The sequence below is a fragment of the Gilliamella bombi genome, assembly GCF_900103255.1.
GTDB lineage: Bacteria > Pseudomonadota > Gammaproteobacteria > Enterobacterales > Orbaceae > Gilliamella > Gilliamella bombi.
The window spans coordinates 41,098-61,670 of the sequence record NZ_FMWS01000048.1 but is presented as its reverse complement, the minus strand read 5'-3'; the positions used below and the strand labels follow the sequence as shown (position 1 = coordinate 61,670).

At 33.9% G+C, this 20,573-nt stretch carries 20 protein-coding genes; 8 read left to right on the top strand and 12 right to left on the bottom strand.

Going from position 1 to position 20,573, the window contains the following annotated elements:
• The first annotated feature begins 348 nt into the window (after nt 1-348).
• The 4 genes from B9N71_RS09350 (at nt 349) to B9N71_RS09335 (ending at nt 3,404) form a co-directional block, all read left to right on the top strand.
• The gene (locus B9N71_RS09350; RefSeq protein WP_065589309.1) at nt 349-1,236 is read left to right on the top strand and encodes an SDR family oxidoreductase; all 888 of its coding nucleotides are present in this window, start codon (nt 349-351) and stop codon (nt 1,234-1,236) included.
• Between the two features lie 135 nt (nt 1,237-1,371).
• On the top strand, nt 1,372-2,034 hold the full coding sequence (locus B9N71_RS09345) for a hypothetical protein (protein WP_143422103.1): 663 nt from the start codon (nt 1,372-1,374) through the stop codon (nt 2,032-2,034).
• A gap of 213 nt (nt 2,035-2,247) precedes the next feature.
• Entirely contained in the window at nt 2,248-2,775 is a 528-nt protein-coding gene (locus B9N71_RS09340) for a hypothetical protein (RefSeq protein ID WP_085165723.1), read from the top strand.
• 188 nt (nt 2,776-2,963) lie between these two features.
• Nucleotides 2,964-3,404 carry a hypothetical protein gene (locus tag B9N71_RS09335; RefSeq protein WP_085165721.1) on the top strand — a complete coding sequence of 147 codons (441 nt, stop codon included), beginning with the start codon at nt 2,964-2,966 and terminating at the stop codon, nt 3,402-3,404.
• A gap of 75 nt (nt 3,405-3,479) precedes the next feature.
• Here the strand turns inward: B9N71_RS09335 and B9N71_RS09330 are convergent, their stop codons facing one another.
• The 6 genes from B9N71_RS09330 to B9N71_RS09305 form a co-directional block, all read right to left on the bottom strand.
• On the bottom strand, nt 3,480-4,721 hold the full coding sequence (locus B9N71_RS09330) for an MFS transporter (protein ID WP_051634280.1): 1,242 nt from the start codon (nt 4,719-4,721) through the stop codon (nt 3,480-3,482).
• A 183-nt stretch (nt 4,722-4,904) separates the two neighbouring features.
• Complete coding sequence (locus B9N71_RS09325; protein ID WP_085165720.1) at nt 4,905-6,017, bottom strand: ribosomal protein uL16 3-hydroxylase; 1,113 nt, start codon at nt 6,015-6,017, stop codon at nt 4,905-4,907.
• Complete coding sequence (locus tag B9N71_RS09320) at nt 6,007-6,792, bottom strand: YchF/TatD family DNA exonuclease (protein ID WP_085165718.1); 786 nt, start codon at nt 6,790-6,792, stop codon at nt 6,007-6,009. Before B9N71_RS09320 ends, B9N71_RS09325 begins: the two co-directional genes overlap by 11 nt.
• 22 nt (nt 6,793-6,814) lie before the next feature.
• Nucleotides 6,815-7,984 (bottom strand): lipopolysaccharide assembly protein LapB, encoded by a 1,170-nt coding sequence (gene lapB, locus B9N71_RS09315; RefSeq protein WP_085165716.1) that lies wholly within the window; start codon nt 7,982-7,984, stop codon nt 6,815-6,817.
• 12 nt (nt 7,985-7,996) lie between these two features.
• Nucleotides 7,997-8,302, bottom strand: a complete 306-nt coding sequence (locus B9N71_RS09310; RefSeq protein ID WP_034914045.1) for a LapA family protein — start codon at nt 8,300-8,302, stop codon at nt 7,997-7,999.
• A gap of 178 nt (nt 8,303-8,480) precedes the next feature.
• A complete protein-coding gene (locus B9N71_RS09305) occupies nt 8,481-8,951 on the bottom strand; it encodes a phosphatase PAP2 family protein (RefSeq protein ID WP_370738310.1) in 471 nt (156 codons plus the stop codon).
• A gap of 64 nt (nt 8,952-9,015) precedes the next feature.
• Here B9N71_RS09305 and B9N71_RS13355 point away from each other — a divergent pair, with 64 nt between their 5' ends.
• Both B9N71_RS13355 and ribA read left to right on the top strand, forming a co-directional pair.
• A complete protein-coding gene (locus tag B9N71_RS13355; protein WP_244178544.1) occupies nt 9,016-9,216 on the top strand; it encodes a hypothetical protein in 201 nt (66 codons plus the stop codon).
• Nucleotides 9,217-9,306: 90 nt separating this feature from the next.
• Nucleotides 9,307-9,918: a GTP cyclohydrolase II gene (gene ribA, locus B9N71_RS09300; protein ID WP_085165715.1), complete on the top strand. Its 612-nt coding sequence runs from the start codon at nt 9,307-9,309 to the stop codon at nt 9,916-9,918.
• Between the two features lie 180 nt (nt 9,919-10,098).
• On the opposite strand, the gene thmT is transcribed toward ribA, so the two are convergent.
• The 4 genes from thmT to zipA all read right to left on the bottom strand — a co-directional run bounded on the left by thmT (nt 10,099) and on the right by zipA (nt 13,998).
• Nucleotides 10,099-10,287, bottom strand: a complete 189-nt coding sequence (gene thmT / locus B9N71_RS09295) for a 2-hydroxymuconate tautomerase (protein WP_085165713.1) — start codon at nt 10,285-10,287, stop codon at nt 10,099-10,101.
• A 9-nt stretch (nt 10,288-10,296) separates the two neighbouring features.
• Nucleotides 10,297-10,815 carry an S-ribosylhomocysteine lyase gene (luxS, locus tag B9N71_RS09290; protein WP_085165711.1) on the bottom strand — a complete coding sequence of 173 codons (519 nt, stop codon included), beginning with the start codon at nt 10,813-10,815 and terminating at the stop codon, nt 10,297-10,299.
• A 70-nt stretch (nt 10,816-10,885) separates the two neighbouring features.
• Entirely contained in the window at nt 10,886-12,964 is a 2,079-nt protein-coding gene (gene ligA / locus B9N71_RS09285) for an NAD-dependent DNA ligase LigA (RefSeq protein WP_085165709.1), read from the bottom strand.
• 119 nt (nt 12,965-13,083) lie between these two features.
• Nucleotides 13,084-13,998, bottom strand: coding sequence for a cell division protein ZipA (gene zipA / locus B9N71_RS09280; RefSeq protein WP_167370088.1), 915 nt, complete (start codon nt 13,996-13,998; stop codon nt 13,084-13,086).
• Nucleotides 13,999-14,406: 408 nt separating this feature from the next.
• Here zipA and B9N71_RS09275 point away from each other — a divergent pair, with 408 nt between their 5' ends.
• The gene (locus B9N71_RS09275) at nt 14,407-15,615 is read left to right on the top strand and encodes an efflux RND transporter periplasmic adaptor subunit (protein WP_085165704.1); all 1,209 of its coding nucleotides are present in this window, start codon (nt 14,407-14,409) and stop codon (nt 15,613-15,615) included.
• Between the two features lie 18 nt (nt 15,616-15,633).
• Complete coding sequence (locus B9N71_RS09270; RefSeq protein WP_085165702.1) at nt 15,634-18,828, top strand: efflux RND transporter permease subunit; 3,195 nt, start codon at nt 15,634-15,636, stop codon at nt 18,826-18,828.
• 163 nt (nt 18,829-18,991) lie between these two features.
• On the opposite strand, the gene ruvC is transcribed toward B9N71_RS09270, so the two are convergent.
• Nucleotides 18,992-19,480 (bottom strand): crossover junction endodeoxyribonuclease RuvC, encoded by a 489-nt coding sequence (gene ruvC, locus B9N71_RS09265; RefSeq protein ID WP_034914152.1) that lies wholly within the window; start codon nt 19,478-19,480, stop codon nt 18,992-18,994.
• Nucleotides 19,480-20,223: a YebC/PmpR family DNA-binding transcriptional regulator gene (locus tag B9N71_RS09260; protein ID WP_065560314.1), complete on the bottom strand. Its 744-nt coding sequence runs from the start codon at nt 20,221-20,223 to the stop codon at nt 19,480-19,482. Before B9N71_RS09260 ends, ruvC begins: the two co-directional genes overlap by 1 nt.
• Nucleotides 20,224-20,573 lie beyond the last annotated feature (350 nt).

The window sequence follows — 20,573 nt, the reverse complement described above, 5'->3', positions numbered from 1 at the left end:
ATATGTTAATTTGATACACTTAGTTCAGTGCAAGATTATGCAATATTTAAGGTTTCGGCTTTACTAATTTCAATGACCTCACCAAGCCAATCATAGAAAGCCGCCTTTGTTTATTATTAGCCTCACTTTTTGTTTGTTTAAAAATCTTTGGGGATGATATTGAGCAATGCTATTAAGTTTAAAAAAGAATATTCTAATTTTTGTTGTCAGTAAATATAATTTATTGAATTAATTAGTTATTTTAAAGATTAAAATAGGTTTATCAATAGGATTTTGTGATTATTAATTGATTTCATTTAAGTTATATCGAATTTGTTTTCAAATACATGTTTAACTTAGGAGAAAATTATGAGCAAACAAATCTATAATCCACTTACCAAATATCATCATGATAAGTTCCCAAAACAAACACAAGTTGCACCAGCTTTACAGTGTGAAATGACCCCAACTCCTGATTGTGGTGAAAAAAGCTATCAAGGCCATGGCCGCTTAGAAGGACGTAAAATGCTTGTTACTGGTGGCGATTCTGGTATTGGTCGGGCGGCAGCGATTGCTTATGCTAAAGAAGGTGCTGATGTAGCAATAAATTACCTTCCTTTCGAGCAAAAAGACGCGGAAGATGTTGCTAAGGTTATTCAAGCGGCTGGGCGCAAAGCTGTATTGATCCCCGGTGATTTGAGTGACGAGACTTTTTGTAAAAAATTAGTTGAAGAGGCACACCATCAATTAGGTGGATTGGATAATTTGACATTGGTTGCTGGTAAGCAGGTTGCTGTTGAAGATATTATGGAACTTACTACCGAGCAAATTAAGAAAACCTTTGAAGTTAATGTGTTTTCGCTTTTTTGGTTAACTAAAGCGGCTTTAGGTTACTTAAAACCAGGATCAACCATTATTACAACTTCATCTGTTCAGGCTTATCAGCCTAGCAGTAATTTATTAGATTATGCTTCAACTAAAACAGCTATTATTGCATTTACACGTGGATTAGCTAAACAATTAGGTCATAAAGGTATTCGTGTAAATTCTGTTGCCCCAGGTCCAGTTTGGACTCCATTACAAATTTGTGGAGGTCAACCAAGTGACGCTATTCCTGAATTTGGTAAACAAACTCCTTTACAACGAGCTGGCCAACCTGTTGAACTTGCTGGTGTTTATGTGCACTTAGCATCTGAAGAATCAAGTTATACAACTGGCGAAACTTATGGTGTTACAGGTGGTATGCATATTAACTAATTGATATTTGTTATAGTAAAAGAGTTTATTTAAACTCTTTTACTATTAACATTAGATAAAATTAACTTTTAAAATAAAATGGTTATTATGAGTTAATTCATGGTAGTTAAAAAATTAAATAAAAAAGGAATAAAAATGAAACTTTTTAAAGTGATCACTTTAGTAGTGTTAGGGCTTTTTTTAGTCAATTGTGATAATTCAAAATCAAAAACTGATGATATTGAACAACAAGCCAAACAAACAAGTTCAGAAGTAAGTGACAAGGCTAATCAAACAGGTGCAGAAATTAGCGATAAAGCCAATCAATTAAGCTCAGAAATTGGTGATAAGGCTAGCCAATTAAATGCAAAAATTGAAGACCAAGTTAAGCAAGTAAGCTCAGCAATTAGTGATAAAGCTAAAGATTTGTATGAACAAACAAAATCAGAAAAAGATGAGATGCTTAATAAGATTGAAGAAGGTAATTATAATGTTGCTCAAGGTTTGATGATCAAGGCGATTAAAACAAAATTACCTGCAACAATTGATTCGAGTGTAACTTTAGTTGATGTATCGTCAGATAGCAATGCAATTAATTATAAATATATTGTGAATAATATCACTAAAGATGCATTACAGGCTAAAACTAATCAAAAAAATTTACAGGATAAATTGGTTGCGTTTTATTGTGGTGATGATTCTAGCATGAAGACTTTAAGATTAGTATTCCCTAGAGGAGCTAAACATAATTATTATATCAATGACGATAAGGTATTTTCAGTAGATGTAAAACCAAGTGATTGTGATGATGATGATTAAATATATTTTTATTAATTTGAATAACTAGTTAAATTTTATTAATATAAAAGGGCTGATTGAAGCCCTTTTTATTTTGGACGCTCTTTCTTAATAGTGTTCATTTACAGCTCTTTTAAAGGTTAATTAATATTATTATTACTGTTTTTGTATTTTTATAGTTTTATCTTTTAAAAGATATCAGGTAGTGATGAATTAGCTTAGGTAGGAATGAATATGAAAGGCATGAAAGTAACATTTGTGATGTTAATGGGGATAATATTATTTGGTTTTAACAATTCAGAAGCAAAAGTTATAGGTACTCAGCGAACTGGTATTCAAGAGAATATGGATATTGTTGAAAGAGGACAAAATATTATTGCTCAATCAACACCTGAAAAAATTAAAGAATTTAATGAGCAAAAAGATGGTGATTATAGTTTTGCTCAAGATTCGGTTGTTGCAGGTATAAAAGAAAAGTTACCCATTGTGATTGATAAATTTACGATGTTCAATGACATATCAAAAGATAACAATAAACTTATTTATAAATATATTATAAAAGGTTTGCCTAAAGATGTGATATTGCTAAAGCAAAATCAGCAATCTGTATTAAAAACGATAGTTACTTTATATTGTGGTAATGACCCAAATGTTGAAGCGTTGAAACTCATATTCCCAAATGGAGTAAGTCATAATTATTATCTTGAAAATGAGAAAATTATGTCGTTTGATTTGGAACCGAGTGATTGTGATTCTAAATAACCATTAATCAACTTAAAAAATACTAGAAACCATCAGCACTAAATGAGTGGGGGCTTATTAAAGCTTACTTTTTGTTTTAAATTGTAAATTTTTTATGTACTTTTTTCACTGATATTTTACAATTTATCGACCATTTTTTAAATAAGTGGTCGATATGTAATTTATAAAATTTACTCAAAGGAATAATAATGAAAAGTTTAAAAACAGTGTCAGCAATTTTGATAAGCTTGGTTCTTTGTAGTTGTGATAATTCAAAATCTGATGCTAATAAAGCAGTTGGTGATTCTTCAAAAAATACTGAATTAAGTCGTTTGCAAGAAACTATTATTAACGAAGCAAAAAAAATGCTTCCAGTTAAAGTTGATGCAAAAACTAATTTGATTGATATAACTAAAGATAATGATTTAATTAATTATAAATATGTAATTGATAGTTCAAAAGATGAGGTATCAATTCCTGATACTCAAAAAATGACGACAGAAAGTCTAAAAACACTTTATTGTAGTAATAGCTCACAAGTTAAACAACTTAGGGATGCATTCCCAAATGGTGTTAGTCATAATTATTATATAAATGATGAGCAATTATTTAGTGTTAAATTGACGCCAGCTTCTTGTACTGCTAACTAAAGTAGTTTGTTTTAATTTTTGATATAATTTATTAATGTGATATAAAACAGGGTGATTTACCCTGTTTTTTTTGAGTTATTCTAGTTCTTTACCTTTTGTTTCGGGTATTAAAAATACAAATGCAGCCGCTGATAATAAATAAGCAGCAGACAGTAAAGCTAATGCGTAGCTAATTGAATAAACAGTAGCTAAATATGCAATTAAAACTTGCGATATTCCTGCAATTCCTCGACCTACATTGAAAATAATATTTTCAGCACTTGAACGGGCATCTGTTGGGTAATGTTCAGCAAGCAATGCACCATATCCGCCCATCATGCCATTTACAAAAAAGCCAATTGCTGAACCAAATATGATTAATATAAACATATCAGTTTGATGAAAATAAAACCAAATTGAAACTGCCGAAACGAATAAAAATAGGATATAAGAAGGACGGCGACCAAATTTATCACATAACCAACCAAAAATTAAGATCCCTAATGACATACCAATTGTTGTTGAAATGGTCCAGAACATTGTATTTTTGAATGGCAATTTGAGTTCAGTTGCAATCATATTTGGCATCCAAACCATGAGCCCATAAAAACCAAAATTTTGTACTGCACAGGCAATAGTTAACCCTATTGTAGTTGCTACGGTTCGAGGATTTTTAAATAATTTGCCAATGGCTATTTTATTTTTATTTTGGGCTTTTAAATTTTGCCAGATTTCTGGCTCTTTTAGGCCTTTACGTGTCCAAGCAACAAATAGCGCTGGTAGTACTCCCATGGCAAAAGCCCAGCGCCAACCATAAATTTCACCAATAAAATTAACGGTCAATGCGGCTAAAATGATACCTACTTGAAAGCCTAATGCTACAATAGATGTTGCTCTTGAGCGTTTATTTTTAGGCCAGCTTTCAGAAACTAAAGTCATACCAATTCCAAATTCACCACCAAGACCAAGACCACTTAAAAAGCGAAATATTAAAAAGCATTCATAGTTAGGTGAAATTGCACATAACCCAGTGAAAAGAGAAAATATTAAAATAGTCCATGAAAAGACTCTTACTCGACCATATTTATCGGCAAGGATACCAAATAAAATACCGCCTAATACGGCGCCAAGTAAGGTTACTGATGTTAAGGTTCCTAAATCAGCTTTAGTTAGGTTAAAGCTGGTCGAGATTAGACTAAAACATACACCTAAAATCATCATATCCATGCCATCAAGTGCGTAACCGACAGTGGATGCAAAAAGGGTTCTTTTTTGATACGGGGTTGTGTGTTCGTTTTCACTTTCTGCTTGCAAGGCTGTGTTTGCTTCAGTTTTCATGTATACCTCTAGTTTTTAAAAATAGATGTTACTTAAAATTTGCGTTTTATGATGTTTAATTTGTGATTAAACGGAGGGTAAATTAAAGCGGGGCAAGTATATACTTAAAACTAGTAAAAAGCCAAGCTTAATGCCCTAGACAATCGTTTTATCTGCCGATTTTGTTATCGGCAGTTGATTTATTTAATCTTCAGCAAAGTGCCAATAACCTTTGTTGACAAGATCAAGCATGACTTTAAGTGTGTTTTTATCCTGCAACTGTTCGTAATTAAGTGTTTCAGTTTCACAAAGTAGATCAATGATAGGCATTGGTAAGTCAATTTTTTCACCATGAATATAGCCAAAATTGCCTACTTTAAAAATTCGAATGCTTAGTACACGGTTTAGTTCTGCACCAGCTTTTAGTAATAATTCAAATTCTTCATAATTGTATGGTGGTTCAACTGGTACAATATTTAGATCGTGCATTGGTAGAGTAATGTATTTGCCAAACCAATCGTTAAATAATGTAGGTGTTTTGATTAGGTTGATAATTTGATTTTGTACTTTTGTTAGTTCATAAGGTTGAATGCGATGAGGATCATTAGGTAGCTTTAAATCTGGATCTTGATAAAAAACACTAATTGGTAGGTTATCAATGACATAATCAGCAAAGCTACTTAATAGTTGTTGTGATGTTTGTGTCATAAAGCCAACGGAATAACTTAATGATTCTCCAATGGATATACCATTATGCGGACAACCTGTTGGAATGTATAGAATGTCGCCTGTGGTGAGCTCTTCGTCAATGATTGGTTGATATTCTTCGACATGTAATAATGCTTTGTGTGCATTAAATTGTTTATAATTTGGATCGCCATTGCCTACTTGCCAACGCCTGCTACCCATGCCTTGAATAATAAATACATCATAATTATCAATATGAGGTCCAACTCCAGCGCCTTGGGTTGCGTAAGAAATCATTAGATCATCAAATTGCCATTGTGGAAGGCATTTAAACGGCTTAAGTAAGGTCGCTGCTTGTTCATGCCAATGGTCAACAGCTTGTACTAGCAAACTCCAATGATCTTCACCTAAGTTATCGTATTGAGTAAATGGTCCGAATTTAGCATCCCAAACACCATCTTTATTAGAAACAATTCGGCTATCAATTTCTTCTTCCATCGCTAAACCAGCTAATTCGTCTGGTGTTATGGGATCGATAAAATTAACAAATGCTTTGCGTAAGATTACCGGTTTTTTTTGCCAATAGTTTGTTAAAAAATCATCCCAATCAATAGTTAATTTATAATTCATTTAATTTTCCTTGAAGATTGAATAACTGGCAAAAATTATGGGTGGTTTTTTGGGCTATATCCTCTAAAGAAACACCTTTTAAAGCAGATAAATATTGCGCAACTACACGAACATACGCTGGTTGGTTTTCTTTACCTCGATATGGCACGGGGGCAAGATAAGGTGAGTCAGTTTCGACCAAAATACGATCAAGTGGAACATATTTAGCAACTTCGCGTAAGGCCTCGGCATTTTTAAAGGTGATAATCCCTGAAAAGGAAATATAAAAACCAAGATCCAATAGTTGTTTTGCTGTTTCGATATCTTCTGTAAAACAGTGCAAAACACCAGAGTGGACATGCTCTTCTTTTAAAATTCTTAAAGTGTCTTCTTTAGCATTACGTGTATGGACAATAATGGGTTTGCTTAGCTTTCGCCCTAATCGGATATGTTCTTTAAATATAGTTTGTTGTAATTCTAAGTTGTCTTGTTGGTAGTAATAATCAAGTCCTGTTTCACCAAGGGCAATGACATTATCTTCTTGTGCTAAGGTTTGAAAGCGTTCAGCATCGTAGGTTTCGTCATCAAGATTAAGTGGATGAATCCCACATGAGAAAGAGCATTGAGTTTGATAAGGTGTAAGCTTATGTTTCATCGATTCATAGCCAGATAGTGTTGTTGCCACGCTTAGGCAATGTTTAACGCTATTGTTGATAGCTTCTTGTAAAACATCTTTGATGGATTTAGTACTAAAGTCTAAACTATCTAAATGACAGTGAGAATCAATTAAAAACATAAAAATCTCTTCTTTATTTATCTTAATGTTGTTCAAAATCACGAACAGGTTTTATTGTTGACCATGAACGGCAAGCAGGGCATAACCAGTAGAGTGAGTTAACTGTGAATCCACATTTTTGGCATCGATAATTGGGTACCGCTTTTATTTGTTCGCCAACCATGTTGCGTAAAAGTAAAAGGCTTTCTTTAGCTTTACCTTGTTCTGCATCAGCAACATGATAGTTCATTAATCGATAAAAACCTTTTAAATTAGGGTGTTTCAGTAATTCTCGATACATATAGTATTGTGCAGTGTCTAGACCTTTTTCTTTTTCGATAACATCAGCAAGCATTAATTCAGCAACATTACCTGTATCTTGATCGACACATATTTGTAAAAATTCTTGAAATTCATATTGATTATTTAGCTTTAGGTAACACTCTTTTAATGCAGGTAATGCTTCGCCAATAAAAGCTTTGTCCTGCTGTAATATTTGCTGAAAAGATTTGATAGCTTGCTCAGTTTTGTTTTGTACCATAAGAACTTGCCCCAACATGAGTGAAGTACGAGCACATTTAGTGTCTGCCATTGCTGATTTTTGTAATAGACTATTGGCTTTATCGAGATCATCATTATCAATCGCTATTGACGCCAATTCACAATAAAATTGTGCAATATCGGTTTTGTATTTTACATTACCAAGTTTGACCAATTTAGTTGCCATGTTGATGGCATTTATCCATTCACTGGTTGATTGATATATGATGATAAGTTGCTGTAATGCATGCTGTTGAAAGTCTTCTTCATCAATTAATTGTAAAAATGTCTCTTCAGCACGATCGTAAAATCCTGCAACCATGTAATCTCGACCTAGTTGTTGAATAGCTAATAGTCTCTGTTCGAATGTTAAAGATGAACTTTCTAATAGCGCTTGATGAATACGGATAGCACGATCAACTTCGCCTCGAGAGCGAAATAAATTGCCCAATGTTAAATGGGCCTCAAGTGTGCCATCATCTTCTTTTAACATGTCTAAGAAAAGATCGACAGCTTTGTCTTTTTGATTTGATAAAAGAAAATTCAAACCATCAACATATTCACGAGATAGCCGATTAGATTGATTTAGATGTTTCTGTTTTGCATTTCTGTCACCCATATACCAACCGTATGCGGCGGCAATAGGAAGTAACAAAAATAACAGTTCAAACATAGTAACCTATTCTTAATTAGTTTTAGTTGTGTTTATTTGCTGATTATTAGCCATGCCTTCATCATATTTTTTTTGTAATTTATTTAGTTTACGTTTTGTTGATGAGTGCTGTAATTTAGATTTTAGAAAGAAAATACCGGTTAATATCCAACCAACAATAAACCCCGAACCAAATAAAATAGCTAATAAGACTGATAAGCGGGTTTCAGTTTTAGCCACCAAATAATTGAATGTTACTATTTGATCATTAGCCGATCCTATTGCTATTGAGATGGCAAAGATGATAATTATCAATAAAATTGATATAACAAATTTCATAATGTTGACCTTTCTTTTTTTTGTTTTAGTTAAATTTTGTTTTAGTTAAACTCTTTCGTTTATTATACTCTTCTATTCTTATAATTTCTTTTTGCATTTGGTTAATTAGATTATTAACTATATTGCCTAAAAATAATATTGTTTGTTGTAAATGTTACTTTCTCAAAATATTTAATAATCATTTGTCTACTATATGCCATTTTCTAGCATAAAAATAGCAAATTAATGAGATTATCCATGCGATTAATATACTTGTTATTAGATCAATAGGACTATGCATGCCTAATAATAACCGGCTTAATTCAATTAATATTGACCAAATAATGATAGAAGATACTATCACATAATGCTGTCTAAATTTTAGTAATATTAAGGCCAATAGTGCCCAAGTTACAGCTAACAAGGTATGCCCAGAAGGAAAAGCATATCCCGTTTCATTTTGCCAGTGGCCTGATAACCAACTAGGGATTGTTGATGAATTGTTAAATAATTGATGAATAATTTTTTTTCTTTCTGAACCTGATTTCGAATAAAATTGTTGATCACTAATATTATATTCCTGAGCCATCCAAAGTACATAAGGCCGTGATTCAGCGGTTTGTGATTTTAAAAGGCTTTTAATTATTTGCCCACTTAATATTGCACTCACAAGAAGTAACCATAATAATATGATTCTTTTTTTTGTTTTTTGGGGTAATAGCAGACAAAATACAATGAATAAAATTGTTGAGGTGATAATTCCCCAAGGAAAACTTGCTGTTTCAGTTATTAAAAATAAACATTTAGATGTATTATTTAAGGTTGCTGGTTGCCAATGCCAATTTATGGCTATAATAGTAAAAGGAACAGCTAAGAAAATAGCCAATAAGACTATTGTTTTTTTTATTACTAACCTCATTTATAAACTCAATTAAGTATAAATTGCTTTTGCTTAATATTTTAGCATAGAAGATAAATTTATTTTTATAAAATCTTATTTATCGTTATTGAAAACGGAGATAATAATGCAATTAAAACGTGTTGCACAAGCGAAATTGCCGACGCCTTGGGGGTGTTTCATTATTGTTGGATTTGAAGAAATTGCAACAAAAAAGGATCATGCCGCATTAGTATTTGGTGATATATCTGGCGATACACCAGTTCTCACAAGAATTCATTCTGAATGCTTAACAGGCGATGCGCTTTTTAGCTTACGCTGTGATTGTGGTTTTCAGTTAGAAGCAGCCTTAAAACAAATTGCAAAGGAGGGTAAAGGGATTTTAATTTATCACCGGCAAGAAGGACGCAATATTGGTTTATTGAATAAAATCAGAGCTTATGCGCTACAAGATCAAGGCTTGGACACGGTTGAAGCTAATGAGCAATTGGGGTTTGCGGCAGATGAACGAGATTTTACTCTATGCGCAGATATGCTAACTTTATTAGGTGTATCACAAATTCGCTTATTAACCAACAATCCCGAGAAAATACGAGTGCTTGAACAATCAGGAATTAGAATTATACAACGGGTGCCATTGGAAGTTGGTGGAAATCCAAACAATGAGCATTATCTAGAAACAAAAGCAAATAAAATGGGACACTTACTTCATTTGCATCACTATAATTGCAATCACTAAAAATTTAAGTTAACTAAGAGAACTTATTGGTTTGTAATTGAATTTATCCAAAATAGTAAAAATGTTTAAATAAAAACTCAAAATAGAAAATATTATTTTGAGTTTTTATTACTTGATAATAAGAGAAAAATTTCAATTTAGGTTTATGTGATAATTGTCAATTGTTTGGCACCTTTAAAATCAATTTTTATCGCTGCGTAGCACACCACCATTAGCAATCTGATCTTTAGATAATTCGTGCATTATGATTTGTACTGCTTCTGGTTTACAGTTAAGGGTTTCAACGATGGCATTAGTTACCCGTTTTGCCATTTCTCTTTTTTGCTCTACAGTGCGACCTTCTAAAAAGTCTATAACGACATTAGGCATAGATACCTCCTAGTGATTATTAATTTGGGCAAGTTGCTCATCAGTTAATGCAATTTCATCATTATGGCATATGCTAATGCCAGATTTTATAATTTGTTCAGCAATGGCCTTAGCTTCATCTAATGAGTGCATTTTATAGGTACCACATTGATACTCATTCAATTCAGGAATCTGATTTTGTGATTTAACATTTAATACGTTATGCATTGATTTTAGCCATGCATCGACAACTAATGCCTCATTAGGATTACCAATTAAGCTCATATAAAAGCCTGTACGACATCCCATTGGTGAAATATCGATTATTTCAACTTTATCACTGTTAAGATGATCGCGCATAAAACCAGCAAATAAATGTTCTAATGTATGATTTCCTTTTTCTGGAAGGTTGTTTTTATTTGGAATGGTAAAGCGTAGATCAAACACAGTAATGCTGTCACCTTTTGGGGTCACCATTGTTTTTGCAATTCGCACAAAGGGTGCTTTCATTTTTGTGTGATCAACTTTAAAACTGTCTAGTAAAGGCATAATGTCCTCCTTGTTATTTGATAATTGTTATTCTAATCAATTTACTAATAAGTACCAGTAGATTTGATATTTACTGATCAAGTAAATTTATTAATTCTTGCTCATCAATAACTTTTATTCCTAGTTCTTGAGCCTTATTAAGTTTAGAGCCTGCTGCTTCTCCTGCAATGACTAGATCAGTATTTTTCGAAACACTGCCTGTTACTTTGGCTCCTAGTTGCTTTAATTTATCTTTGGCTTCATCTCGTGTTAAAACCGACAATGTACCAGTTAATACTACAGTTTTTCCTGAAAAAGGTGAGTTAATGGCGATCTCTTGTACCTGTGGAATGACATCTTGCCAGTGAATGCCTACTTCATTACTGGTTAGTTGTTCAATTACATTGCGATTATGTGGTTCTTGAAAAAAGTCAATAATGCTTTCTGCAATGACGGCACCAATTTCGTTTACTGATTGTAGTTTTTCTAGTGAGGCATTCTCAATTGCTGATAAACTACCAAGTTGGTTAACAAGATTTTCGGCAGTAACTTCACCAACATTCGGGATTCCAAGCGCAAATATAAAGCGGCTTAATGTAGTATTTTTAGATAATTCTAGTGCATTTAATAAGTTATTGGCAGATTTTTCCCCAATTTTATCTAAACTACATAGTGTTGGTAGATTTAGTTTATATAAATCTGCAGGTGTTTTGACATATTCTTTATCAACCAGTTGTTCAATAATTTTTTCGCCCATACCATCAACATTCATTGCTCGCCGTGAAACAAAATGCTTTAAGGCTTCTTTTCGTTGTGCAGGGCAAATCAAACCTCCAGCACAGCGTGATATCGCTGCACCTTCGTCTCGAACTATTTGCGAGCCACAAATAGGGCAGTGTATCGGGAAGATGATTTCTTTTGTGTCGGCGGGTCTTCTATCTACTATGACGGCTACTATTTTAGGAATAACGTCACCAGCTCGGCGTATTGTTACATAGTCACCCTCACGGATACCTAATCGGATTATTTCATCGCTATTATGTAATGTCGCATTGCTCACAATAACGCCAGCAACTGATACAGGTTCAAGCCTTGCTACAGGAGTAATTGCACCTGTTCGCCCAACTTGAAAGTCTACTTTATTTAATTTTGTAACTTCTTCTTGTGCTGGAAATTTAAATGCTGTGGCCCATCTTGGTGCTCGAGCAACAAAACCAAGCTCGTTTTGTAGTTCAATACTATTAACTTTAATTACTACACCATCGATATCAAAATCTAATGACATACGCTGTTCACCAATTAGTTTAAAATAATCTAGAGCGGCTTGCACCCCTTGGCGTTTTTGTACTTTATTACTAACTGGTAACCCCCAAGCTTTAAATTGCATTAAACGATCGTAATGAGTGTCAGGTAATGTGGTACCTTCGACAATACCAACACCATAACAAAAAAATGCTAATGGTCTTTTTGCTGTAATTTTAGGATCTAATTGTCTTAATGAACCAGCGGCTGCATTACGTGGATTGGCAAATACTCTTTCGTTATGCTTTTCTGCATCTGCGTTGAGTTTTTCGAAGCCTTTATGTGTCATAAAGACTTCTCCTCGAACTTCTAATCTAGAAGGGATGTTATCGCCTCTTAGAACTAGTGGAATTGTTTTGATAGTCTTTACATTGGCTGTTATGTCTTCTCCTGTTGTACCATCTCCTCGCGTTGCTGCTTGTATAAAACGACCATTTTCATAAAGAAGACTGACAGCAAGTCCGTCAAGTTTGAGCTCACAACAATATTCAACCTGTTCAGCATCGTTTAAATGAAGACGATCTTTAACTCGTTTGTTAAATGCAATAAAGCTAGCATCATCAAAGACATTATCTAGTGATAGCATAGGTATTTCATGTTTAATGGATGCAAATTGGGCTAATGGGGAACCACCAACTCGTTGGGTTGGTGAGTCGGGAGTAATAAGATCTGGGTTTTGCTGTTCTAATGTTTGTAGTTGCTTTATTAATTTATCATATTCAACATCGGGAATTTCTGGTGTATCAAGGACATAATAACAGTATTCATGATGTCTAATTAGGTTGCGTAGTGAAGTCAATTGCTTCGCTATGTCTTTATTCAATTCAGGTGTATTTACTGAATTTTTTGTTTCATTATGTAGCGACATGGTTATATGCTCTTATTAAAACGAAGGTTTGGGAAAATATTATAAATAGGTTATATTCATTTTTATCCACCAATCCAAGTTGGTGGAATTTTTTAAAAGATTTGCTGAAAAGACTACGGTTAAATTTCGTTACTGACCTTTTTAATTCGTTCTTTATAACTGTCTATTTTTTGAGGGGTTAGCATATGATGTTCATCATCTAATACTACACCGTTGACATCGTCAGCTATGCGTTGTGCTGTTTGCAACATTAATTTGAAGTTTTGCTGATTGTTACCCTCTGTAGGCGCAACCATAAAAATAGACACACCAGGTGTGGTAAATTCATGCATTGTATCGGGATCCAAATATCCAGGTGTCACCATATTGGCTAAACTAAATAATATTGCTCCATTACCCGCAGGATCTACATGGCGGTGAAAAATTCTCATATCACCGAACTGAAAACCAGATTGCATAATGCTAGCGAGTAACACATCACCTTGTAATAATTTTCCGTTAATGCCTGTGATATTTAATACAATAATTTCGGTTGTGGATTGTTCAGTGTCAATATTTATTTTTTTGGGTTCTTCGTTATGGTTAATTTCATTATTAGTATCTGATGGTTTTTCTTTCGTTGTAAGAATTAAATCAGGTTGTTGTTCATCTTCAAAAAGATCAAGTTCAACATTGATAGCTGGTTCTTTTGTTGTTTCAGCATTAATCTCTTGTTTGTCGTCATTATCAACAAATAAATCTTCTTGTTGAGGTATTTTTTCTTGCTCTTTTGTGAGTTCATTAATAATTACATCGTTTTCAACGGTTTCACTGCTTTTTGTTGTTTTAGGTTTGAGTAAGATAACATCATCATCTTCTTCTATGTCATTCATAGAATAGTTTTGATATTGTTGAGTATTTTTTTCAAATTTTCCTTTTTTATTTGAACTAAAAAGCGAAGAACGTTCTTTTTTATTGATCCAAAACCCATGGATGAGCAATGCAATAATGACCAAGGATGCAACAACAACTAGAACAATACGTAAATTATCCATAATAACCATCTCTGTATTAAATTAAATATAGACTCAAATTATTCAATCATCTTTTGAAAAAGTGATTGCGGAGTACAGTAATGTAAATTTTTTATTCTTTATTAGCAATATGAATTAATATTCATTAAAGCAACCATATTTGATATTTGTAGTATAACATTTTATTTAAGATACTTTATAGCACAAAAAATCAATTACTCTATATTACTTTATTTCTAGCAATAATCCTAATTAGCAATACTTTTTTAGTATCATAATCTAACTAGCTATTTTTTAGAACTCTGTGCTATTAACTTGTAAAGATACTTACAATCTGTGCATATTTTTTGTAAAATCGCCGATTACTTTTAACTAAGATCAATTATTAAAAATTAAAATAATTATTAAGTTTACTGAGGTCATTTTTATATGAGATTTAACAAGCTATTATTAGCCTTGCCTGTGGCGTGTGCTAGCCTACTTTTATTAACAAGTTGTGATAATGGCAATTCAAAAAATGGTAATAATAAATTACCGAAGGTAACTGTATTTAAAGTGGAACCATTGAATTATACATTAAAAATTGGTTTACCAGGTAGGGTTGTTGCATCTCAAATTGCTGAAATTAGGCCTCAAGTAGGTGGTATCGTCTTAAAACGCGAGTTTGATGAAAGTTCGAATGTTAAGGCCGGACAATCTCTTTATCAAATAGATCCAGCTATTTATCAAGCTAATTATGATAGTGCGGTAGCAAGTGTTGCTAGCGCTAAAGCGAATGCAAATATTGCTCAACTTACTCTTAAGCGTTACGCTGGATTATTAAATACTAAATCAATCAGCCAACAAGATTACGATAAAGCAGCTGCAGATGCTAAACAGGCTGAAGCTGCAGTATTAGTTGCACAAGCAGCTGAGCATACAGCTAAAGTCAATTTAGAATATACAAAAGTGTATTCACCAATTGATGGGTATATAGGTAAATCAAGTGTGACTGAAGGGGCATTAGTGTCGGCAGGTCAATCGACACCACTTGCACTAGTTCAACAACTAGACCCAATTTATGTCGATATGACAGAAGCGGCTACCCGTTATAATAAATATATTCAGGATGAAAACGTAATTTATGAACCAGTAAAAGGTAATAATGTCGAATTATACTTTAATGATGGTTCTAAATACGCTTATCCAGGTAGTGTAAAATTTTCTGATATGACTGTAAATGAAACAACGGGTACAGTAACTTTGCGGTCACAATTTACAAATAGTGAAGGGAAAATTTTACCCGGCATGTTTGTTAAGCCTCAGTTGACATTAGGCTATATCAAAAATGCAGTGCTTGTTCCACAGCAAGGAATTACCAGCAATAAGTTAGGGCAATATACTGCAAAAATTTTGAAACCTGATAATACAGTAGAGTATCGACAAGATATTCAAGTATACACAGGAGTTGGTGGTTATTGGGTTGTAACAAAGGGAATTAACATTGGTGAAGAGGTTATTATTACTGGATTACTTAATTTAACTTCTGTTGAAAACCCTCAAAAAGATGATCCACCTATGAAAGTAGAAAAAGTCGGAGATCCTAATACACTTTCACAAGAACAATTAGACAGTATCATAAAAAACAGTATGAAATAAAACAGGAGTAGGTGAATTATGGCTAAGTTTTTTATTGATAGACCTGTTTTTGCATGGGTAATTGCTATCATGATGATGCTAGGAGGTGCTTTATGTATCAAGCTACTAGCTGTTGAGCAGTATCCTGACATTGCCCCTCCTGCTGTAACTGTTAGTGCTGTTTACCCAGGTGCCGATGCACAGACCATCGAAAATACTGTTACTCAGTTGATTGAACAGAATTTAACTGGATTGGATAATCTAATTTATATGAAATCGACCAGTAGTGCACAAGGTGTTGTTCAAACGACGTTAACCTTTGCTCCTGGAACTAATCCCGATTTTGCTCAAGTACAAGTGTTAAATAAAGTAGAGAGTATTAAATCAAGGCTACCAGAAAGTGTGCAAAAAAATGGTGTTTCTGTTGCAAAAAATAACACCAACTTTTTAAAGGTTGTGGGTTTTTATTCAACAAATCCTAAAAAAACACAGGCAGATATTGCTGATTTTGTTTATTCAACTGTGCAAGATCAGATTAGACGTGTACAGGGTGTAGGTGATACTCAATTGTTTGGTTCTGAATATGCAATGCGTATTTGGCTTGATCCAAATAAATTGACCTATTTTAATTTATCAATTGAAGAAATCATTGCGGCTATTCAAGCACAAAATGCACAAGTAACAGCAGGGCAATTAGGTGCCTTACCATCAACAGATGGACAAGAACTCAATGCGACAATTACAGCTCAATCACGTTTAAAAACACCCGAACAATTCCAAAATATTTTAGTGCGTGTGAATACTGATGGTTCTAATCTTTTATTAAAAGATGTTGCAACAGTTGAAATTGGCGCATCTGATTATAATTTTATTTCTTATTATGATGGTAAAGCATCTGCAGGTCTTGGTATTTATTTGGCAACAGGAGCTAACCAATTAGATACGTCAGATAAGGTAGATAAAAAACTAGAAGAATTATCTAAAATCTTTCCAGAAGATATTAAATATGATTTTCCATACGATACAACTCCATTTGTTAAATTGTCGATTAGTAATGTAATTCATACGTTAATTGAAGCAATTATTTTGGTTGTTATTGTAATGTATGTGTTTTTACAAAATCTTCGTTCGACACTTATACCTACGATTACCGTACCTGTGGTATTGCTAGGAACTTTTGCTGTTTTGTATATCTGTGGGTTTACGATTAATACATTATCTATGTTTGCAATGGTGCTTGCCATTGGCTTGTTGGTAGATGACGCCATTGTTGTTATCGAAAACGTTGAGCGTATTATGCATGATGAAGGATTATCGCCTTATAATGCAACCGTTAAGTCGATGGAGCAAATTACTTCGGCATTAATAGGTATTGCGGTTGTATTATCTGCTGTATTTGTGCCGATGGCATTTTATGGTGGTGCTGCAGGTGGAATTTACCGCCAGTTTTCAATTACCATCGTAACAGCAATGGGGTTATCAGTATTGATGGCTATTGTATTAACACCTGCTCTTTGTGTGCAGATTTTGAAAGCTCCATCTAAAAGTAAAATTAGAAAAATTTCATTGGGCGAAAAATTAGAATCAGTACCGCCATTTAGTTGGAGTTCAAAAGGAACTAAAGCTTTCTTTAAATGGTTTAATAGTTTTTATGATAAAAGTTTACGTTCTTATGAAAAGGGTGTTATTAAAGTTATTCGTAACCCAATCATTGCTTTTGTTTGTTATGCTTTAATATTGGTTGCGGTATTATTCGGATTTAATCGTTTACCTACTGGCTTTTTACCAAATGAAGATCAGGGGGTTCTTTTTGTTATTGTTGAATTGCCATCAGGTTCGACATTAGAAGAAACGAAGTCAGTGTTAAATAAGACAGCTGATTATTATACAAAAGAAAAAGCTGATTCTGTTAAAGAAATTTTTACCGTTTCCGGCTATAGCCCTATTGGTCGTGGGCAAAATATGGGGATGGGTTTTATTCGATTAAACGATTGGAATAAGCGTAAACGAGCTGATCAAAAAATTAATTCGTTAGTTAAAAGTGGTAAGGAATTTGCTTCTACTATAACTGAAGGACGAGTAATTATTGCCAATTTGCCTGCGGTACCTGCATTAGGCATGACTGATGGTTTTTCTTATGTACTGAAAGATACGGCTAGTTATGGGCATGATGCTTTGGTTGGTGCATTTTTCCAAATGTTGGGTCAAGCTTCTCATCATCCTAAACTGCAACAAGTTAGACCGGGAAGTATGCTAGATGTTCCGCAGTACAAAATTAATGTTGATTTTGAAGCAGCACAAGCATTAGGCGTTTCGGTAAATTCAGTAAATACTGTATTGTCCACAGCTTTAGGTTCTGCTTATATTGACGATTTTGTTTATAATAACCGAGTTAAAAAAGTATACCTACAATCAGATGCACCATATCGCATGTTGCCAGATGATTTTAGTTACTGGCATGTTAAAAATAAAAATGGTGAAATGGTTCCATATGATGCGTTTGCTACTACGACAAAAACTTATGGATCTCCTTCACTGGTTCGTTATGATGGTGTGGCAGCAATGGAGATAAGTGGTTCAGCTGCTCCAGGTCTGAGTTCTGGGCAAGCAATGGCTGTAATGGAGGAATTATCGAAAAATTTGCCTAAAGGATTTACTTTTGACTGGACTGATATTTCTTATCAAGAACGTCAAACAGGTTCACAAACAACAACTCTTTACATTATTTCGATTATTGTTGTATTTTTATCATTAGCAGCATTGTATGAAAGTTGGACGGTACCGATTTCGATTTTATTCGTTATTCCTCTTGGAATTTTAGGTACAGTATTTGCAACTATGTTTAGAGGGCTTGATAACGATATTTACTTTATTGTAGGACTATTAACGACAATGGGGTTATCTGCTAAAAATGCTATATTGATTGTAGAATTTGCCAAAGATGCCTTGGAAAAAGAGGGTAAATCATTGATTGATGCTACACTTGAAGCTTGTCGTCTGCGCCTACGCCCGATTTTAATGACTTCGTTTGCCTTTATTTTAGGGGTATTACCACTAGCATTAAATAGTGGTGCTGGTTCCGCTAGCCAAAATGCGGTAGGTACTGGTGTAATTGGTGGTATGTTGACAGCAACATTTTTAGCAATATTTTATGTTCCCTTGTTCTTTTTATTTGTAACAAAACTATTTACAAAACATAAAAATAAAGCAGTGTTACCTGTTAACCGTTCTTAAAAGCAATAACTAAATAGCTAGTTTTGGTACATATATGGCCTTGATGTATAGTTCTATAGGTCATATATAACTTAAGCGAGCTATTAAAATAACGAAATGCGCCGTTTTTTGGCGCATTTTTTATTTATATAGTTGCGTATACGTAAATTGAATTTTGTTATATTTACTTGCGATGCTTTAGTAACTGCTGACTTGTATGGGCGTGGGTGATTGCTATAGCTAAGGCATCAGCGGCATCTGCTTGAGGGCTAGCTGGTAACTTTAATAATAATTTTACCATATGTTGCACTTGCTTTTTATCGGCTGCGCCTGTTCCTACTACACTCTGCTTAACTAAACGAGCTGCGTATTCAAAAACAGGTAAATTATTATTTACAGCAGCAACAATTGCAGCTCCCCTTGCTTGACCTAACTTTAATGCGGAATCGGCATTATGAGCCATAAAAACTTGTTCAATAGCAAACATATCAGGTTGGAATTGTAAAATAATTTCACTAACACCGGCGTATACTCGTTTTAGACGAGTAGGTAAATCATCAACAGCAGTACGAATACATCCGCTACCAAGGTAGGTAAGTTGTCGTCCCGTTTGATGGATTACACCGTAACCCGTCAAACGAGATCCAGGATCGATGCCAAGAATAATGGCCATTAGAGTGTTGCAGCAACCTCGTCAGAAACTTCACCATTATGATAAACTTCTTGAACATCATCACAATCTTCAAGCATATCAATTAAACGTAATAATTTTGGTGCAGATTCAATATCAAGATCGACTTTTGTTGCTGGAATCATTGATACTTCAGCGGCTTCGGCAACTAGCCCAGCAGCATCAAGCGCATCTTTTACTTCACCAAATGATTCTGGTGTAGTAAATACATCAATTGCGCCGTCATCATAAGTCACAACGTCGTCTGCCCCTGCTTCAAGCGCTGCATCCATAACTTGGTCTTCATCAGTACCAGTTGGGTATGAAATAACGCCTTTTTTAGTGAACAAATATGAAACTGAACCATCAGTACCTAAGTTACCACCTGTTTTAGTAAATGCATGGCGTACTTCGGACACAGTTCGATTACGATTATCACTCAGGCATTCAACCATTACAGCTGTGCCAGCAGGACCATAACCTTCATAGATGATCGTTTCCATGTTGCTATCATCTTCCCCACCAACACCCCGCGCAACAGCTCGGTTCATGGTATCACGGGTCATATTATTAGATAACGCTTTATCCATTGCAGCTCGTAATCGAGGGTTTGACGCTGGATCGCCACCACCTAATTTTGCCGCAGTTACTAATTCACGAATAATTTTGGTAAAGATTTTACCCCGTTTTGCATCTTGTGCAGCTTTACGGTGTTTCGTATTGGCCCATTTACTATGACCTGCCATAAAATTCTCCAGATAATAATTAAAAAATCGCTATATTTTAGCAAACATTTACTTAAAATTCATTACTAATATACCGATAAGTTTTTATGTTCTGTAAATTATTCTTTATTAGGAATGATTTAATTTTTACTTATATGTAGGAATCGTGTTGTTCACAGTTGTTAGAGAAGCTACTATAATGAATATACATAAAAAAGCACTAACCTTGTATCACAAATATCCGATATGGCTCCTATATCATCAAGAAAAAATAATTGTCACCGATTCAGCAAACATTTAAAAACGGATAAGGCATCTTTCTACATATTAGGTATACTGAACACTTGCATTTTAAGCACTTCGTCACGCCT

Coding starts and splice junctions, on each gene's coding strand:
- ruvC (WP_034914152.1), bottom strand. CDS start 19,480: ATGGCCATTATTCTTGGCATCGATCCTGGATCTCGTTTGACGGGTTAC.
- B9N71_RS09340 (WP_085165723.1), top strand. CDS start 2,248: ATGAAAGGCATGAAAGTAACATTTGTGATGTTAATGGGGATAATATTA.
- B9N71_RS09310 (WP_034914045.1), bottom strand. CDS start 8,302: ATGAAATTTGTTATATCAATTTTATTGATAATTATCATCTTTGCCATC.
- ligA (WP_085165709.1), bottom strand. CDS start 12,964: ATGTCGCTACATAATGAAACAAAAAATTCAGTAAATACACCTGAATTG.
- B9N71_RS13355 (WP_244178544.1), top strand. CDS start 9,016: ATGAATAAAATTGTTGAGGTGATAATTCCCCAAGGAAAACTTGCTGTT.
- B9N71_RS09350 (WP_065589309.1), top strand. CDS start 349: ATGAGCAAACAAATCTATAATCCACTTACCAAATATCATCATGATAAG.
- B9N71_RS09320 (WP_085165718.1), bottom strand. CDS start 6,792: ATGTTTTTAATTGATTCTCACTGTCATTTAGATAGTTTAGACTTTAGT.
- B9N71_RS09275 (WP_085165704.1), top strand. CDS start 14,407: ATGAGATTTAACAAGCTATTATTAGCCTTGCCTGTGGCGTGTGCTAGC.
- B9N71_RS09335 (WP_085165721.1), top strand. CDS start 2,964: ATGAAAAGTTTAAAAACAGTGTCAGCAATTTTGATAAGCTTGGTTCTT.
- B9N71_RS09270 (WP_085165702.1), top strand. CDS start 15,634: ATGGCTAAGTTTTTTATTGATAGACCTGTTTTTGCATGGGTAATTGCT.
- B9N71_RS09345 (WP_143422103.1), top strand. CDS start 1,372: ATGAAACTTTTTAAAGTGATCACTTTAGTAGTGTTAGGGCTTTTTTTA.
- lapB (WP_085165716.1), bottom strand. CDS start 7,984: ATGTTTGAACTGTTATTTTTGTTACTTCCTATTGCCGCCGCATACGGT.
- thmT (WP_085165713.1), bottom strand. CDS start 10,287: ATGCCTAATGTCGTTATAGACTTTTTAGAAGGTCGCACTGTAGAGCAA.
- luxS (WP_085165711.1), bottom strand. CDS start 10,815: ATGCCTTTACTAGACAGTTTTAAAGTTGATCACACAAAAATGAAAGCA.
- B9N71_RS09325 (WP_085165720.1), bottom strand. CDS start 6,017: ATGAATTATAAATTAACTATTGATTGGGATGATTTTTTAACAAACTAT.
- B9N71_RS09330 (WP_051634280.1), bottom strand. CDS start 4,721: ATGAAAACTGAAGCAAACACAGCCTTGCAAGCAGAAAGTGAAAACGAA.
- zipA (WP_167370088.1), bottom strand. CDS start 13,998: ATGGATAATTTACGTATTGTTCTAGTTGTTGTTGCATCCTTGGTCATT.
- ribA (WP_085165715.1), top strand. CDS start 9,307: ATGCAATTAAAACGTGTTGCACAAGCGAAATTGCCGACGCCTTGGGGG.
- B9N71_RS09260 (WP_065560314.1), bottom strand. CDS start 20,223: ATGGCAGGTCATAGTAAATGGGCCAATACGAAACACCGTAAAGCTGCA.